The 17,473-nt window shown below is 61.3% G+C and carries 13 protein-coding genes; 5 read left to right on the top strand and 8 right to left on the bottom strand.

Features of this window, described 5'->3' with window-relative positions:
* The first annotated feature begins 15 nt into the window (after nucleotides 1–15).
* The 3 genes from PH562_RS28250 to PH562_RS28240 all read left to right on the top strand — a co-directional run bounded on the left by PH562_RS28250 (nucleotide 16) and on the right by PH562_RS28240 (nucleotide 8,089).
* Complete coding sequence (locus PH562_RS28250) at nucleotides 16–5,538, top strand: alpha-2-macroglobulin family protein (RefSeq protein ID WP_285177036.1); 5,523 nt, start codon at nucleotides 16–18, stop codon at nucleotides 5,536–5,538.
* Nucleotides 5,539–5,547: 9 nt separating this feature from the next.
* Entirely contained in the window at nucleotides 5,548–7,635 is a 2,088-nt protein-coding gene (gene pbpC / locus PH562_RS28245) for a penicillin-binding protein 1C (protein WP_285177035.1), read from the top strand.
* Between the two features lie 94 nt (nucleotides 7,636–7,729).
* Entirely contained in the window at nucleotides 7,730–8,089 is a 360-nt protein-coding gene (locus PH562_RS28240; RefSeq protein WP_015338486.1) for a nuclear transport factor 2 family protein, read from the top strand.
* 256 nt (nucleotides 8,090–8,345) lie between these two features.
* Here PH562_RS28240 and pheT read toward each other — a convergent pair whose 3' ends face one another.
* From pheT to infC, 6 genes are all read right to left on the bottom strand, one after another.
* Nucleotides 8,346–10,769 carry a phenylalanine--tRNA ligase subunit beta gene (pheT, locus tag PH562_RS28235; RefSeq protein ID WP_285177034.1) on the bottom strand — a complete coding sequence of 808 codons (2,424 nt, stop codon included), beginning with the start codon at nucleotides 10,767–10,769 and terminating at the stop codon, nucleotides 8,346–8,348.
* A 16-nt stretch (nucleotides 10,770–10,785) separates the two neighbouring features.
* Nucleotides 10,786–11,868, bottom strand: coding sequence for a phenylalanine--tRNA ligase subunit alpha (gene pheS / locus PH562_RS28230; RefSeq protein WP_285177032.1), 1,083 nt, complete (start codon nucleotides 11,866–11,868; stop codon nucleotides 10,786–10,788).
* Nucleotides 11,869–11,906: 38 nt separating this feature from the next.
* Nucleotides 11,907–12,164 carry a hypothetical protein gene (locus tag PH562_RS28225; protein WP_285177029.1) on the bottom strand — a complete coding sequence of 86 codons (258 nt, stop codon included), beginning with the start codon at nucleotides 12,162–12,164 and terminating at the stop codon, nucleotides 11,907–11,909.
* 31 nt (nucleotides 12,165–12,195) lie between these two features.
* Entirely contained in the window at nucleotides 12,196–12,600 is a 405-nt protein-coding gene (gene rplT / locus PH562_RS28220; RefSeq protein WP_113230157.1) for a 50S ribosomal protein L20, read from the bottom strand.
* A 37-nt stretch (nucleotides 12,601–12,637) separates the two neighbouring features.
* On the bottom strand, nucleotides 12,638–12,841 hold the full coding sequence (rpmI, locus tag PH562_RS28215) for a 50S ribosomal protein L35 (RefSeq protein ID WP_012759782.1): 204 nt from the start codon (nucleotides 12,839–12,841) through the stop codon (nucleotides 12,638–12,640).
* 317 nt (nucleotides 12,842–13,158) lie between these two features.
* Nucleotides 13,159–13,695 carry a translation initiation factor IF-3 gene (infC, locus tag PH562_RS28210; RefSeq protein WP_174176104.1) on the bottom strand — a complete coding sequence of 179 codons (537 nt, stop codon included), beginning with the start codon at nucleotides 13,693–13,695 and terminating at the stop codon, nucleotides 13,159–13,161.
* A 276-nt stretch (nucleotides 13,696–13,971) separates the two neighbouring features.
* Here infC and PH562_RS28205 point away from each other — a divergent pair, with 276 nt between their 5' ends.
* Both PH562_RS28205 and PH562_RS28200 read left to right on the top strand, forming a co-directional pair.
* The gene (locus PH562_RS28205) at nucleotides 13,972–14,784 is read left to right on the top strand and encodes an alpha/beta hydrolase (RefSeq protein ID WP_285177028.1); all 813 of its coding nucleotides are present in this window, start codon (nucleotides 13,972–13,974) and stop codon (nucleotides 14,782–14,784) included.
* A 235-nt stretch (nucleotides 14,785–15,019) separates the two neighbouring features.
* Complete coding sequence (locus PH562_RS28200; protein WP_113230159.1) at nucleotides 15,020–15,619, top strand: transglutaminase-like cysteine peptidase; 600 nt, start codon at nucleotides 15,020–15,022, stop codon at nucleotides 15,617–15,619.
* Nucleotides 15,620–15,739: 120 nt separating this feature from the next.
* Here PH562_RS28200 and PH562_RS30790 read toward each other — a convergent pair whose 3' ends face one another.
* Both PH562_RS30790 and mbfA read right to left on the bottom strand, forming a co-directional pair.
* Entirely contained in the window at nucleotides 15,740–15,922 is a 183-nt protein-coding gene (locus tag PH562_RS30790) for a hypothetical protein (RefSeq protein WP_095433676.1), read from the bottom strand.
* Nucleotides 15,923–16,384: 462 nt separating this feature from the next.
* Nucleotides 16,385–17,368: an iron exporter MbfA gene (gene mbfA, locus PH562_RS28195; RefSeq protein ID WP_285177026.1), complete on the bottom strand. Its 984-nt coding sequence runs from the start codon at nucleotides 17,366–17,368 to the stop codon at nucleotides 16,385–16,387.
* Nucleotides 17,369–17,473: the final 105 nt, after the last annotated feature.

The following is a 17,473-nucleotide window of genomic DNA, read 5'->3' as shown; positions in this document are numbered from 1 at the left end:
GCGTGGGGAGGACTTATGTCTAGGCGCGCGTTTATCGGCTTCTCTGCTTTTCTTCTCGCCACTTTCGCATCGCTGACCCCTTCGCTGGCGGCTGACGTCAAGCGCCAAGTGGTCACCACGAAGGATGGCGACTACTTCGGCTTCGATCTGCGCACAGAACAGAATGTGACGCTGGATCAGTGCTCAGCCTCCTGCATCGGCGACAAGTCCTGCAAGGCCTTCACCTACAATCCCAAGGTGAAGTGGTGCTTCATGAAGTCGGACTTCAATCAGCTCAACAGTTTCCCCGGCGCGATCGCCGGCAAGATCGTCGAGACGGCGGCCACCAGCGAGCCGGATATCGGCGCTGCCCCTACCCTTTCCTTCCTGTCCGACAATTTCGTCCAGAGCGCGCGCGATGCAAAGAACACGCTGACGCTCGGCAATGAGCTGAAGGGTCAAGGCGTCGAAAGCCTGATCGCGCTCGGCCGCATCGAGCTGACTTCGGGCAATGTCAACGACGCCCTGAACGCCTTCCAGGGCGCACTTTCCATCAATCCCGACAATGGCGATCTGTGGGTCGAGATGGCGCGCGCCGCCAATACGATCACGAACGACACGTCTGTCGCTACGCGCGCCGCCTATGCCGCACTCAACGGCTATCAGCTGACACGCACGACGAGCAGCCGCGCCGATGCGCTGGCCGTTCTCGCCGAGGCGCTGAAGAATGCGCAGAACTATCGCCCGGCGCTCAGCGCCTACAAGGCAAGCCTCAATCTCGTCAGCTCGGCCGCCGTCCAGGCAGCCTATAACGATCTCCTGGCCCGCCAGGGCTTCCGCGTGACAGGCAATACGCTCGACAACGACAATGCCTCGCCGCGCGCCTGCGTGCAGTTCTCTGAAAAGCTGGTAAAGAGCGGCGTCGATTATACCCCCTTCGTCACCCTCAACGGCGCCGCGCCGAAGGGTGTCGACGCCAAGGACAACCAGATCTGCGTCGAAGGCCTGGAATTCGGCCAACACTACCGCATCTCGCTGCGCGCCGGCCTGCCCTCCTCCGTGGATGAAAACCTCGCCTCGCAGGTCAATGTCGATATCTACGTCAAGGATCGCACGGCTTCGCTGCGCTTCACGGGCGACAATTTCGTCCTGCCCTCGACCGCACGCCGTGGCATTCCGATCGTTTCGGTCAACGCCACTACGGCCAATCTGAAGCTCTACCGCATCGGCGACCGCAATATCGCGCAGCTTCTGAACAACTCGCAGTTCCTGACGCAGGTGGACAGCTACAGCGCCCAGACCATCCAGGACACCAATGGCGAACTGGTCTGGCAAGGCTCCATCGAGATCAAGCAGGAACTGAACAAGGAAGTCGCAACCAGCTTCCCTGTGGACGAGGCACTGCCGAAGCGCAAGCCCGGCGTCTATGTGCTGACGGCGGTTGCGCCCGACAGCGGCGGCCACGAATGGGATCCGCAGGCGACACAATGGTTTGTCGTCTCCGACATCGGCGTCACCACCTATGCCGGCACCGACGGCTTGAATGTCTTTGCCCGCTCGCTCGGCAGCGCAAAGCCGCTTGCCGGCATTCAGCTGCAGCTGCTCGCCAAGAACAATGAAATCCTCGGTACCGCCAAGACCGATGACAATGGCCGCGCCATCTTCAGTGCCGGCCTGATGCGCGGCACGGCGGGCATGACGCCGGCCGTCATTACCGCTGAGAATGGCGATCAGGATTATGTCTTCCTCGACATGACGCGCGCCGGCTTCGATCTTTCCGACCGCGGCGTTGCCGGTAGAACCGCTCCCGGCGCGATCGACCTCTTGACCTGGACGGAACGCGGCATCTACCGTGCAGGCGAGACCGTGCATGCCTCCGCACTTGCCCGCGACGTCAGCTCGACTGCGGTGGAAAACCTGCCGCTCACCTTCGTCTTCCTGCGCCCGGATGGCGTGGAAGACCGCCGCATCGTCACCGATGGCGGCAAGCTCGGCGGCTACAATGTCGACCTGCCGCTGCAGCAGACATCGATGCGCGGCACCTGGACGATGAACATCTACACCGACCCGAAGGGCTCCTCCATCGGCTCGCAGACCTTCCTCGTCGACGATTTCGTGCCGGATCGCATCGAATTCGACATGAAGAGCGACGCCAAGGAGATCGAAGTCGGCCAGCCGACGCCTGTTAATGTCGATGGACGCTATCTCTATGGCGCGCCTGCCGCCGGCCTCAATCTGGAAGGCGAAGTGACGCTAAAGCCGACGCGTCAGAGCGATGCCTTCAAGGGCTATCAGTTCGGCCTCGCCGACGAGGGTGCCGGCAAGGCAGACGCAAACAATGACGACGAGGACAGCAGCAGCGGTGACAGCAAGGCCGAGGCCACGCAGCTGCCGCTCGAAGACCTGCAGGCGCTGGACGAAAACGGCAAGACTACCTTCAACGTCACGATCAACGACACGCCGTCGACCACGCAGCTCTTGAACGCCAATATCACGGTGCGCATGCAGGAAGCCGGCGGCCGCGCCGTCGAGCGCTCGCTGACGCTGCCCGTCAAGGCGGACGGCCCGCGCATCGGCATCAAGCCGGAATTCGACGGCGATCTCGGCGAGAATTCCGTCGGCAACTTCCATGTCATCGTTGTCGACGCCAATGGCCAAAAGCAGGCCATGCAGGGCCTGACCTGGAAGCTGCTGAGTGTCGAGCGCAATTACCAATGGTATCGCGACGGCAGCAGCTGGAAATTCGAGCCGATCATGTCCACCAAGCAGGTGGCAGTCGGCACCGTCAATACCACAACGGACGGCGCGGCGATTTCCATGCCGGTCACCTGGGGCCGCTACCGCCTCGAAGTCTCCACCGCCGATGCGAACGGCCCGGAATCCAGCGTGGAATTCAATGCCGGCTGGTATGTCGCCTCGACCTCGACGGAAACCCCGGATGCGCTCGAGATCGCACTCGACAAGGAGAGCTACCATGTCGGCGACACGGCCAAGCTGAAGGTCACCTCGCGCTACGCCGGCCAGCTGATGGTAACGGCAGGCTCGGAAACGCTGATCTCGGTCACCAATGCCGATATCGGCGCGACGGGCGGCGAAGTCGACGTTCCCGTCACGGCCGATTGGGGTGCTGGTACATACTTGACGGCCACGCTGTTCCGGCCCGGCGATGCCCAGGAAAGCCGCATGCCGATGCGCGCCATCGGCATCAAATGGGCACCGGTCGATCCCGGCGAGCGCAAGCTGCAGATCAAGATCGACGCGCCGCAGAAGACGCTTCCGCGTCAGCCGCTTAATATCGGCCTGCAGGTTTCAGGCGCAGGCGCCAACGAGGACGCCTACGTCACGATTGCCGCCGTCGATGTCGGCATTCTCAATCTCACACGCTACCAGCCGCCGGCACCGGATGACTGGTATTACGGCCAGCGCCAGCTCGGCCTCGAAATCCGCGATATCTACGGTCGCCTCATCGATGGCTCGCTCGGCGCGACCGGCAAGCTGCGCACCGGCGGCGACGGCGGACAGGCGGCTTTACAAGCAAGCCCGCCGAAGGAAAAGCTGATCGCCTTCTTCTCCGGTCCCATAAAGCTTGATGCCAATGGCAAGGCCAATGTCAGCTTCGACATTCCGCAGTTCAACGGCACGGCGCGGCTGATGGCGGTTGCCTGGTCGAAGGCCGGCGTCGGTCACGCGACGCAAGACGTGATCATCCGCGATCCAGTCGTTGTTACCGCCAGCCTGCCGAAGTTCCTGGCTCCCGGAGACAAGGCAAACCTACGTCTCGACATCGCCAACACCGATGCGCCCGCCGGCGAATACACGCTCGCTGTGACTGGCAACAGCGCCGTGACCGTGGATGCCAGCGCCACCCAGCAGAAGATCAACCTGCAGGCCGGCGGCAAATACGCTATCACGCTGCCGCTCACCGGCGGACAGCCCGGTGACGGCACGGTGTCGATCAAGCTCTCGAATGCTGCGGGCATGTCGCTCGACCAATCGGTCGATATTCCGGTTCGACCATCGCAGCTGCCAGTCACCGAACGGCGTGTCATCGCGTTGGCACCCGGCAAGAGCCTGACCGTCAATGCCGACCTTCTCGCCGACAGCGTGCTGCCCGGCGCCTCGGTCAGCGTCAATGTCAGCCGTTCCAGCGCTTTCGACGTGCCGGCGCTCTTGATGAGTCTCAGCCACTATCCCTATGGCTGCGCGGAACAGACGGCGAGCAGTGCCATGCCGCTGCTCTATTTCAGCGACATGGCCATCAAGAACGGCCTTGCCAATGACGCCGAGATCCAGAAGCGCGTGCAGGACTCGATCTATCGCGAACTATCCTACCAGTCCTCCACCGGCAGCTTCGGCCTCTGGAGCCCGGGCTCGGGCGATCTCTGGCTCGATGCCTATGTCATGGACTTCCTGACCCGCGCCCGCGAGCAGAAGTACAACGTGCCGGATCAGGCCATGGTGCAGGGGCTCGAAAACCTCCAGAATGCGCTCAGCGCCAACACCAACGTCAAGGACAACGGCAACGAGATCGCCTATGCGCTTTATGTGCTGGCACGCAACAAAAAGGCTTCGATCAGCGATCTGCGCTACTATGCGGACACGATGCTGAACGACTTCCCGACGCCGCTCTCCAAGGCGCATCTGGCCGCAGCTCTCGCGCTTTACGGAGATGCACAGCGCTCGCGCAACATCTTCGTGGATTCACTTCAGATGTCGCAGAAGGCGGCGGTGACCAAGGTCAGCTTCGTCCGCTCGGATTACGGCTCGTCGCTGCGCGACGGTGCCGCCGTGCTGGCGCTGGCCGCCGAAAGCCGCCCTGTGCCGCCGATCATTCCGGAACTCGCAAGCGTCGTCGCTAAGGATTGGCAGAGCCGGAAATATACCAGCACCCAGGAACAGACCTGGATGCTGCTCGCCGCCCGCGCTCTACAGAATGGCGATGACGGCCTGACGCTCGATGTCAACGGCGCCGCCCATAGCGGCACCTATATGGCGCAGATGTCGGGCGATGCGCTGATGGGCGATCCGCTTACCGTCACCAACACGACGCGCCAGCCGCTGTCGGCTGCCGTGACCACGGTCGCGGCTCCGGTTGCGCAACTGCCGGCTGGTGGCAACGGCTTCAAGATCGAGCGCAAATACTACACGCTCGATGGCGAGGAGGCGAATGTCAGCCAGGCACAGCAGAATGAACGCTACGTCGTCGTGCTGCATGTGACCGAAAATAACGACTGGCCGCAGCGTCTTCTCGTGACCGATCTCCTGCCCGCCGGCTTCGAGATCGACAATCCGAGCATCGTCAACAGCGCTCAGCTTTCGAACTTCGACTGGCTCAGCGACATTCAGCCGGCCCATGTCGAATTCCGCAACGACCGCTTCGTCGCCGCTTTCGACCAGGGCTCCGGAGCGGACCGAGACATGACCTTCGCCTATGTCGTGCGCGCCGTAACCCCCGGCGACTACGACCATCCGGCCGCAAGCGTCGAGGACATGTATCGTCCGCAGTTTTCGGCCCGCACGGCGATGGGCCGCATGGAGGTGCTGGGCGCCCAGCAGTAAGAAGCAGAAATGAAGGCGCGATGGAAAATTGCGATCGGCTTTGGAGCCCCCGTCTTGACGGCGGTGGCTCTGGTCTTTGGCCTGGAAGCCGCGGACCGGGCCTATCCGCCGCCGCTCGACAATGCCCGCGTGGTCTCGGCCGAGGTGCTCGATGCCAATGGCGATCTCCTACGCGCCTTCGCCACCCCCGAAGGGCGCTGGCGGCTGAAGACCGGCGTTGCCGATGTCGATCCGCAATTTCTGCGCATGCTGGTCGCCTATGAGGACCGGCGCTTCTACGATCATCATGGCGTCGATCCCATGGCTATCGGCCGTGCCTTCCTGCAGCTCCTCACCCATGGCCGCATCGTCTCGGGCGGCTCGACGCTCTCCATGCAGGTCGCGCGCCTGATCGAGCCGCGCAGCGAGCGCTCGATGACGGCGAAGCTCCTGCAGATCGTCCGCGCCATACAGATCGAACGCCGGCTCACCAAGGAACAGATCCTCGATCTCTATCTGACCCATGCCCCCTATGGCGGCAATCTGGAAGGCGTGCGCGCGGCGAGCCTTGCCTATTTCGGCAAAGAGCCGAAGCACCTGACGGTCGCGCAGGCTGGCCTGCTGGTTGCCCTGCCGCAGCTGCCGGAAAAACGCCGGCCGGACCGCAATCTTGCCGCCGCACAAGCCGCCCGCCATCGCGTGCTCGAGCGCGCTGCCGTGGCAGCTGTTATCGGCGAAGGCGAAGCAGAACGCGCCTCGCTTTCCCCTATTCCGGCCCAGCGCCGGCAGCTGCCGGCCTATGCCGCGCATCTGGCCGAACTGGCGCTCAAGAAACAACCTGGCATCATCAAGCACAAGACGACGCTGCGCCGCGATGTGCAGCAGGGCTTGGAAACCGTTGCGGATGCGGCGGCAAAGCGGCTGGGGCCGAAAGTATCGGTCGCCATGATCATGGCGGACGCCAAGACCGGCGAGATCATCGGCGAAGTCGGCTCGGCCAATTATTTCGATTCCTCGCGCGCGGGCTGGGTCGATATGACCCGCGTGCTGCGCTCGCCCGGCTCGACATTGAAGCCCTTCATCTACGGCCTTGCCTTCGAGCAGGGCTATGTGGCGCAGGAAACGATCATCGAGGATCGCCCCGCCGATTTCTACGGCTATCGTCCGCGCAATTTCGACATGAGCTACCAGGGCGATGTCAGCGTGCGCCAGGCGCTGCAGCTGTCGCTCAATGTGCCGGCCGTGCGGCTGCTCGATGCCGTAGGTCCGACGCGACTGCTGGTGCGCTTCCGCCGCGCCGAGGTGAAGCCGAAGCTGCCGCCGAACGAAGCGCCCGGCCTTGCTATCGGCCTTGGCGGCGTCGGCGTGACGCTGAAGGATCTCGTGCAGCTCTATGCCGGGCTTGCCAATCGCGGCAAGGCGATGCGGATCGGCGACGGCGTGCAGGACGAGCCGGGACCGATCGACGGCGAACCACTGATGGAGCCGATCGCGGTGTGGAACATCACCGACATTCTCTCCGATATCATCGCGCCGCGCGGCAGCAAGCAGCTCGGCATCGCCTACAAGACCGGGACGAGCTATGGCAACCGCGATGCGTGGTCGATCGGCTATGACGGTGCGCATGTGCTCGGCGTCTGGGTCGGCCGTCCGGACAATGGCGCCGTGCCGGGGCTGGCGGGCTATGTTTCGGCCGCTCCGATCCTGTTCGAAGCCTTCGCCAAATCCGGCGTTGCCATAACCCCCTTCCCTGCGGCTCCGATGGGCGCCGTGCGCATCGCGCCGACCGAACTGCCGATCAGCCAGCGGCGCTTTTCCGTGACCGCCGCGGGGTTGCTGGCCGCCTCCAGCCGCGAACCCGCGCCACAGATCGTCTATCCGCCGGAAGGCGCACGCGTCGATCTCGGCGCCAGCACCGGCAACGACCAGATCATGCCGCTGGCGCTGAAGCTGCAGGGTGGACGGGCGCCGTTCCGCTGGCTTGCCAACGGCAAGCCACTACCCGACATGTCGCGCCGCCGCACCAATCAATGGACGCCCGATGGCGCCGGTTATTCGACGCTGACCGTCATCGATGCAGCCGGGCGTGCGGCAAGCGTGCGGGTTTTTGTCGAATAATGTAAGTCAAATCATTGCGATCCCGCCGCCTGCATTTTTGTCAGCTCCCGACGTCTATGATATCTTAGGCATAACTCAAACGAGGAATGACGAGATGTCGGAAGAGCAGGCAATCCGTGCGGTTGTTCATCTCTATGTCGATGGCATGGCATTCGCGAACGAGCCGGCGCTGCGCAAGGCCTTCCATCCGCGGGCAGCGATCATCGGCAATTATCAAGGCGCGGTGGAATGGATGACGCGGGATGAATTCATCGCCGCGATCGTCGAGGAAGGCAGCGCCCCGCCCGGAACCATACCGCTGATGGAGATCGAGTTGATCGATATCGAAGGCGATGCCGCCAGCGTCAAGGTCGTCGACGAATTCGCCGGGATGCGGTTTTCGGACTATCTATCGCTGGTGAAGATCGATGGGCGGTGGAGTGTGGTGAACAAGGTTTATCATCTGCATCGGTAGAACCGGTGCTTTCGATATGCCGCACCTCTGATACCCCCCTCTGTCCCTTTCGGGACATCTCCCCCACAAGGGGGGAGATTGTTGGGAGTATGCCGTACGCTCATTCAAACCTAAAAAGCTTCCGCGTCTGCAGCTTCGATATTTGATTGAGGCAGGAAGGATTCCGCGAGTTAACCAATCTCCCCCCGTGTGGGGGAGATGTCGCGAAAGCGACAGAGGGGGGTGACGCACCCCTGGCAAACTCGGCCGCAGCCGATTACCCTCTGAGCACCCCACCCGTCGACTTCGTGACGTTTGCCACGATCTTGTGCGTCAGCGCCTCGAAATCCTCATCCGTCAGCGTACGCTCTGCCGGCTGGATCTGCACTTCGATCGCGATCGACTTCTTGCCTTCGCCGAGCGACGCACCCTCGAAGATGTCGAAGACGTTGACGCCGGTGATCAGTTTGCGGTCGGCACCAACGGCGGCACGGATGACAGCACCGGCTTCCACCGACTTGTCGACCACGAAGGCGAAGTCGCGCTTGACGGCCTGGAAAGGAGAAAGCTCCAGCGCCGGCTTGGTGCGGGTCGCCTTCTTCTTCGGCTCGGGCATGGCATCGACATAGACTTCGAAGCCGGCGAGAGCGCCGGAGACATCAAGCGCTTCCAGCGTCTTCGGATGGAATTCACCGAAATAGCCGAGCACGACCTTCGGACCCATCTTGATGGTGCCGGAGCGGCCGGGGTGATACCATGCCGGGCCACCCTGCTCGATCTGGATATTGCCCATCGGCAGGCCGCAGGCTTCGATGACGGCCAAAGCATCGGCCTTGGCATCGAAGACGTCGACCGGCTTGCCGCCGCCTTTGGCGGCGTTCGACCACATGCGGCCGGCGCCCGCAAGCGATGCCGTCCCGCGGCGGATGCCGCCGGCAACGCGCCGCTGGCCCTCGGGCGTGTCGTTTTCATAGGTGCCCGAGACTTCGAAGATCGCGACGTCGCCATAGCCCTTGTCGGCATTGCGCTGCACAGCCGACAGCAGACCCGGCAGCAGCGAAGGACGCATGTCGGACATATCGGCGGCGATCGGGTTGGCAAGCTTCAGCGCGTTGGAGCCGCCGCCGAAGAGCTTGGCCTGATCTTCCGAAATGAAGGACCAGGTGACGGCTTCCAGCATGCCGCGCGAGGCGAGCGCGCGCTTGGCCGTACGAGTGCGGATCTGCAGCGTCGTCAAGATCTTGCCGTTCACAGCGGCGTGGCTGCTGAGCGGCTGCGGCTTGATATTGTCGACGCCGTGGATGCGCATGATTTCTTCGACAAGGTCGGCCTTGCCGTCGACATCCGGGCGCCAGGAAGGAACGGCAACCGAAATGCGCTCGCCCGAGCCGGAGACCGAGAAGCCGAGCTTCGTCAGGATCGACTTGCTCTCATCGGCCGAGACGTCGAGGCCGGTCAGGCGCTTGACTTCCGACAGCGGGAAATCGACGACCTTCGCCTCATAGCCCTTGTAGCCTTCGACGCGGGCCTTGGCAGCCGTGCCGCCGCAGCAGGCAAGCACCAGCTCGGTCGTGCGTTCAAGGCCGGGCACCATATATTCCGGATCGACGCCGCGCTCGAAGCGATAGCGCGCGTCGGTGATGATGCCGAGGCTGCGGCCCGTCTTGGCAATGTTCATCGGGTCCCAGAGCGCCGATTCGATCAGCACGTCGGTCGTATTCTCGTCACAGCCGGAATGCTCGCCGCCCATGATGCCGCCGATCGACTCGACACCATTGTCATCCGCGATGACGACGTTGCTGGGGTTGAGCTTGTATTCGCGTTCGTCCAGCGCCAGCACGGTCTCTCCGTCCCTGGCGCGGCGAACCACCAGATTGCCCTTGACCTTGGCAGCGTCGAAGACGTGCATCGGGCGACCCTGGTCGAAGGTCATGTAGTTGGTGATGTCGACCAGCGCGCTGATCGGACGAAGGCCGATCGCGAGCAGGCGCTGCTGCATCCACTTCGGGCTCGGGCCGTTCTTGACGCCGCGCACGAGACGAAGCGCAAAGCCGGGGCAAAGGCTGATATCGTCTAGCTCGATCTTGAGTTCGGTCGGCGTTTCACCTTGGATAGGAAAGGTTGGCGTGAGGCGAGGCTTCAGCGTACCGAGGCCGGAGGCGGCGAGATCGCGCGCAATACCGTAGACACCGGTGCAATCCGGGCGGTTCGGCGTCAGGTTGATCTCGATGACCGGATCGTCGAGCCCGGCATAGGCGGCGAAACTTGTGCCGACAGGCGCATCTTCCGGAAGGTCGATGATGCCGTCATGGCTGTCGGAGATTTCGAGTTCCTTTTCCGAGCACATCATACCGCGGCTCTCGACGCCGCGGATGTTGCCGATGGCGAGCGTCACGTCGATGCCGGGAACATAGGTGCCGGGGGCAGCGAAGGCGCCGACGAGACCGGCGCGCGCATTGGGTGCGCCGCAAACGACCTGAACGGGCGCACCGCTGCCGGTGTCGACCATCAGCACCTTCAGGCGATCAGCCTGCGGGTGCTTTTCAGCCGAGAGAACCTTGGCGATGACGAAGGGCTTGAACGCGGCCTTGTCGTCGACCTCTTCCACTTCCAGCCCGATCATCGTCAGGCGGGCGCAGACCTCGTCGAGCGAGGCGTCGGTTTCCAGGTGCTCTTTCAGCCAGGAGAGTGTGAATTTCATGTGCTTTATCCCTTCCTTACGCGCTCAGACCGCCGAACAAAGTCGGCATGTCGAGCGGGCGGAAGCCGTAGTGGTTCATCCAGCGGACATCGGCGTTAAAGAAGTCGCGCAGGTCGGGCATGCCGTATTTCAGCATGGCAATGCGGTCGAGGCCCATGCCCCAGGCAAAGCCCTGATACTCGTCCGGATCGAGGCCGCCATAGCGCAGCACGTTCGGATGCACCATGCCGCAGCCGAGGATTTCCATCCAATCGGTGCCTTCGCCGAATTTGACGATCGGGCCGGAGCGGTCGCACTGGATATCGACCTCGAAAGAGGGCTCGGTGAACGGGAAGAAGGACGGGCGGAAGCGCATCGTCACATTGTCGACCTCGAAAAAGGTCTTGCAGAACTCTTCGAGCACCCAACGGATATTGGCGACATTCGCCGTCTTGTCGATGACGAGGCCTTCGACCTGATGGAACATCGGCGAATGCGTGGCATCGCTGTCCTGGCGGTAGGTCTTGCCGGGGATGATGATGCGGATCGGCGGCTTTTGAGCTTCCATGGTACGCACCTGCACCGGCGAGGTGTGCGTGCGCAGCACCTTGCGCTCACCCTTCTCGTCCGGCTGGAAGAAGAAGGTGTCGTGCATTTCGCGGGCCGGATGCCCTTCCGGGAAGTTCAGCGCCGTGAAGTTATAGTAGTCAGTCTCGACATCGGGACCTTCGGCGATCGAGAAGCCCATATCGCCGAAGATGGCGGTGATCTCATCGACGATCTGACTGATCGGATGGATGCGGCCGCGTTCGGCCGGCGAGGAGCGGACCGGCAGGCTGACATCGACGGTCTCGGCCTTCAGCTTCGCCTCGATCGCCGCATCGCGCAGCTCGCTCTTGCGGGCGTTGATGGCATCGGTGACGGAATTCTTGAGAGCGTTGATTGCCGCGCCACGTGTCTGCCGTTCCTCCGGCGACATAGAGCCCAGCGTCTTCAGCAGCTCCGAGACCGAGCCCTTCTTGCCGAGCGCGGCGACCCTGACGGCTTCGATCGACTGCTCGTCGGTCGCCGCGGCCACCTCGGCCATGAGTTGGGTTTCGAGTGTTACGAGTTCCGTCATCTGGTCCTGCCTTGCGGGCGGCGGGCTTGGAACGCCGCTCATTCCGCGGAATAATGGATGAACACCCACATCAGACTGCTTGTGGCAACGATGAGGCGCTGCAGATCACTACCCATGTGGAAGCGGCCAATCAACCGGGCAAATGACAAAAACACGCCAAGAATGCGGTCCTTGGTATTTGCCGCCCGATGCGCGACCCATTTTTCGAGCCTCGCCCAACAAGGAAGCCTGACACGATGGAAAAGCGTATGCTGCAAACACAAAACCCGCGCCGGTTTCGCCAGCGCGGGTTTCATAATGAATTTACGAAAGACGTGCGAGGCAGCGTTAGTTAACGGCTGCTTCGAACTCGTTCTTCGTGCCGGCGTCCTTGAGGTATTCAAGCGCCTTCTTCGAAGCGGCGACGAGCGCGCCGAAAGCTTCCTGCTCATGAATTGCCATGTCGGAAAGAACCTTACGGTCGACTTCGATGCCAGCCTTGGTCAGGCCGTCGATGAAGCGGCCATAGGTCAGGCCATGCTCGCGGACGGCAGCGTTGATGCGCTGGATCCAGAGGGCGCGGAAGTTGCGCTTGTTAACCTTGCGGTCGCGATAAGCATACTGCTTTGCGCGGTCGACAGCGGCCTTGGCGGTACGGATGGTGTTCTTGCGACGGCCGTAGAAGCCCTTGGCTGCCTTCAGAACCTTCTTGTGCTTGGCGTGGGCGGTAACGCCTCTTTTTACGCGTGCCATTTCATGATCTCCTTAGTCTATAGCGTTACGAATAGTCTTAGAGACCGTTCGGCAAGTAGTTCTTGATAACCTTACGGCCATCCGGTTCTGCGAGAACCATGGTGCCGCGGGCATCGCGAATGAACTTGTTGCTACGCTTGATCATGCCGTGGCGCTTGCCAGCAGCGGCTGCCTTGACCTTGCCGGATGCGGTGATCTTGAACCGCTTCTTGGCAGAGGACTTCGTCTTCATCTTGGGCATTTTGCTACTCCTTCGATGCTTCCTGGCTTGCTTTGCTTAAAAGCCCTTCCCACAGATCCGGACTGGCCGGGCTGCAACAAGGTGCCGGAGCGTTTGTTGTTGAACGGCAGATACGGTGACGAACCGCTCCACCAGCATTCTGAACTGCCACGGCATGCCCTGCCGGTCAGTTCGGACGCGCGCTTATAACCGCACTTGCCCTGAAGTGCAACGGGCCAGACGCGGGAATCTTTGCAGATCAATGACAGCATCGACTCTGCTTCAGAAAAGGAAAAAGCCGCCCAGGGGACGGCTCCGACCTCAACTCTGCTCGCGCCTCACTTGGGCGCAAGCACCATCATCATCTGGCGGCCTTCGAGCTTGGGCTCGGCTTCGACCTTGGCGATCTCGATCGTGTCTTCCTTGACCTGCTGAAGCAGCTTCATGCCGAGTTCCTGGTGGGCCATTTCGCGGCCGCGGAACTTCAAGGTCACCTTCACCTTGTCGCCTTCTTCGAAGAAACGGCCGATCGCCTTCATCTTCACCTCATAATCATGGGTGTCGATGTTGGGACGCATCTTGATTTCTTTGACTTCGACGATCTTCTGCTTCTTGCGCGCCTCGGCGGCCTTCTTCTGGTTGGCGTATTTCAGCTTGCCCAGATCGAGGATCTTGCACACAGGCGGTTCAGCATTGGGGGAAATCTCTACCAGATCGAGACCGGCCTCCTCTGCCATTCTCAATGCCTGGTCGGTCGGGACGATGCCCATATTCGCGCCGTCGGCAGCGATGAGCTGAACCTTGGGAATGCGAATTTCCCTGTTGGAACGTGGCCCGTCCTTTACGGGCGCATCGGTTTTAAAGGGTCTGCGAATGGTCGTATTCTCCACGAATTGTTTCGGATAGCTGCAGCCTCTCGCTCCCCGTCGGCGCAACTGACGGAAATGTCGTAAAAGCTGTGTTGAAGTCAATAGCATGACAGCAGGAAAAAAGCACCTCCCGCGTGTCAATAGGGTGTCATGGAAGCGCGAGATGCGCGAAGGACACAGTATCTTTGCCAATTATATAGTGACCCCGGCAAAAAGATCGAGGATTTTTCAGGTCACGCGGACGCGAATCTGTTCTATAGGGCAGAAAATCCGGGAGTTTCCATGTCCGAGACCGCCACATCCATTCAGCCGATCTTCCTTCCCGTTGGCATGGGCGACAGCGAGCGCCAGATCGCCATCATCCAGCGCGCAGCCGGGAAAGGCGCCAGGAATGTCAGCTTCGTCTGGTTGTCCGGCTATCGATCCGACATGAGCGGCACCAAGGCCGTGGAACTGGATGCGCTGGCGGAGCGGCTTGGTATCGGCTGCATCCGCTTCGACTATTCCGGCCACGGCCAATCCGGCGGCAAGTTCACCAACGGCACGATTTCGCGCTGGCTGGAAGAGGCGCTTGCCGTCATCGACCATACCAAGCCGAAGAAGATCGTTCTCGTCGGCTCGTCGATGGGCGGCTGGATCGCCCTCAGGGTCATTCAGGAACTGCGCAAGCGCAAGAAGGCAGTCGCCATCGCCGGCCTCGTGCTGATCGCGCCCGCGCCCGATTTCACCATCGATCTCATCGAGCCGAACCTTTCCGATGTCGAGAGGCGCTCGCTGGCGGAGCGCGGCTATTTCGAAGAACCTTCGGAATACAGCCCCGAGCCGAACATCTTCACCCGCGCCCTTATCGAGGACGGCCGCGCCAATCGCGTGCTGACCGGCATCATCGAGACTGGCTGCCCCGTGCATATATTGCAGGGCATGCAGGATGCCGACGTGCCTTTCTCGCATTCGTTAAAGCTGGTCGAGCACCTGCCGGCAGACGATGTGGTGTTAACACTTGTGCGTGACGGCGATCACCGCCTGTCGCGGCCACAGGATCTCGAGCGCATGCTCACTGTGGCCGAGACATTGGCGCTGCATAATACGCCGTAAAAACAAGCAGATATCTGCAGGCTTGTTAGTGCGCGGCCTCCTTTGGCCGCCGCCGCATGCGCGCGCCTACATAATCGCAGGCAGCAGAGAATTATGACAACTACTCCCTTGATTGTGCCGAAATTAACCATATGAGCCGGTTCTCACGTTAACACTTAAGTAACGATTGACTTTGCGCACCCCCCTACATTAACAATTTGTTAACAAATGCAGGGACGATACAAGGATAGTGGGCGTGCGTATTAAGGGCTTGTTGATTGCCTTCGCTGCTATAGTTGCGATGTCGTCGGCGGCGATGCCGGCACCTCAGCAGGGCGTTTCGATGACAGTCGGCAACGTGACATCCCAGCCGATCGGACACTACGACTTCTGCCAGAGACATACCGACGAGTGTGGCCCGACCCGCAATATTGGACCGGTCGACATGAACGCGGCCTCCTGGGCTCTCGTCAACCAGATCAACCTGCGCGTCAACAAGACGATCCACCCGGCGACCGACATGGAAGTCTACGGCCAGGAGGAATATTGGGAATATCCGAAGACCGCCGGCGACTGCGAGGATTTTGCCCTGCTGAAGCGCAAGCTCCTGATGCAGAGCGGCATTTCCGCCTCCAACCTGTTGATGACGGTCGTTCGCAAGCCTGATGGCGAAGGACATGCGGTGCTGACGCTGCGCACCAAGCAGGGCGATTTCATCCTCGACAACCTCGAGGACGAGATCAAGGTCTGGACCAAGACCCCCTATTCCTACCTGAAGCGCCAGGCGAGCTTCAATGCCGGCCGCTGGGTCACCATCGAGAATGGCAACGACGTCTTGGTCGGCGCAGTCAAGTAAGCGCAATCCAATTCCCGTTACACAAGAAGGCCGGCCCATCGGACCGGCCTTTCGCTTTTCATCACATATGAAAACGTCCCTTACTTTCCGGTAAGGGCGAATTGGTCATCACCACGAACGTCAATGGTTCTTATGGCTTTGCTGGCCTGCCTTGACGTGTTGCTCATGGGAACCACCTCGGGAGCCGCCAGAGTGCTGCTCGCGGGAGCCAGAAGAGGCATTCCGGGTGTTGCTCTCCATGTTCTTGTGGCTTTGCTGGCCAGCTTTGACATGTTGTTCGTGGGTTCCACCTTGGTTTGCCATTGGATATCTCCTTTGGTTTGCTGTCGAGGCCAAGAGCGGCCTCGTGTTGCTAACCGATAGCAACGGAAGGCGTTCCGACTTTTAACATTTCGTGATCCGAGAGTGCCCACGCCCCGCCGGGGTATCGCATATGAACTGAAATCGCAGCTGACCCCTTCTCCCCAGCGGGGAGAAGGTGCCGCCAGGCGGATGAGGGGGTGCCCGCCAAGACTACGAAAATCCATGAATTCAAATCGATAGCCCCCTCATCCGACCCTTCGGGCCACCTTCTCCCCGCGGGGGAGAAGGAATTTCCCGTGCCGAGCCACCCCATATGCGATACCCCTGCCCCGCCGGGGGAGGACAAAACATCGACCATGCCTTCATCGCTGGCCCCTCACTTGAGCATCCTGAGCCTCCCGAAGGGGCATTCGACGCTCGAAACGATAACCGGATCGTTGCGTCGGCTTCGCCGAACGCGTCTCACCCATTTCCGATCAGAATGCCGGCGCCGAGCACCAGCGAACCGCCGAGGACGACCTGGAAGGCAGCCCGCAGGAAGGGCGTTTCCATGTACTTGTTCTGAATGAAGGCAATGGCCCAGAGTTCGAAGAAAACCACCACGGCCGCGGTAATCGTGGCCGTCCAGAAATGCGGGATGAGGTAGGGCAGCGCATGGCCAAGGCCGCCAAGCGCGGTCATGATGCCGCAAGCAAGGCCGCGTTTGATCGGCGAACCGCGACCGGAGATCTTGCCGTCGTCATGGGCTGCCTCGGTGAAACCCATGGAAATGCCGGCACCGACAGACGCCGAAAGGCCAACGAGAAAGGTCTGCCATGTCTGCTGCGTGGCAAAGGCGGCGGCAAAGATCGGCGCGAGCGTGGAAACGGAGCCATCCATCAGGCCGGCGAGACCCGGCTGCACATAGGTCAGCACAAACTGGCGGCGTGCCTGTGCATCTTCCTCGTGCTTGACCTCTTCCGGTGTATGCTTCTCGCCAAGCATGCGGGCAACGTCTTCATGGCCCTGCTCGGCAAGCGCGAGATCACCGAGAAGCTGGCGCGTCGAGGCGTCGGAGACCTGCTTGGCCGCCTCGACATAGAAATTATAGGCCTGCTGCTCCATTGCCTCGGCTTCGTCGCGCATGGCATCGAGGGAGAGGTTCTTACGCAGCCAATCCGGCTTGCGCTCGTAAAAGCCGCGCACATGCTCGCGCCTGATCAGCGGAATGCGCTCGCCGAAGCGGCGGCGATGCATATCGATCAGCGTCTTACGATGGCTATCCTCGACCTCGGCCATATCCTCGAAGACCTTCGCGGACTCGGGATAATGCGGGCGGAGCGTATCGGCATAGGCGAGATAAATGCGGGAATCATCCTCTTCCGCCGCGATGGCAATCGCCAGGATCTCCTGTTCGGAAAGCGAGGTGAAAGGACGTTTGGACGGGCGGAACAAGCCTAACAGCATCGGAGGCAACCTTATGACTTTAGAATTATTCTAAATCTAAAGTGAGCGATTGCGCTGGTCAAGCGCGGAGACGTCATTGCGGAGGAAAAATCGTGCCGGAAAATT

The organism is Rhizobium centroccidentale, from assembly GCF_030182565.1.
GTDB lineage: Bacteria > Pseudomonadota > Alphaproteobacteria > Rhizobiales > Rhizobiaceae > Rhizobium.
The sequence above is the reverse complement of the archived record's forward strand: the minus strand, read 5'-3'. Positions and strand labels throughout refer to the sequence as shown.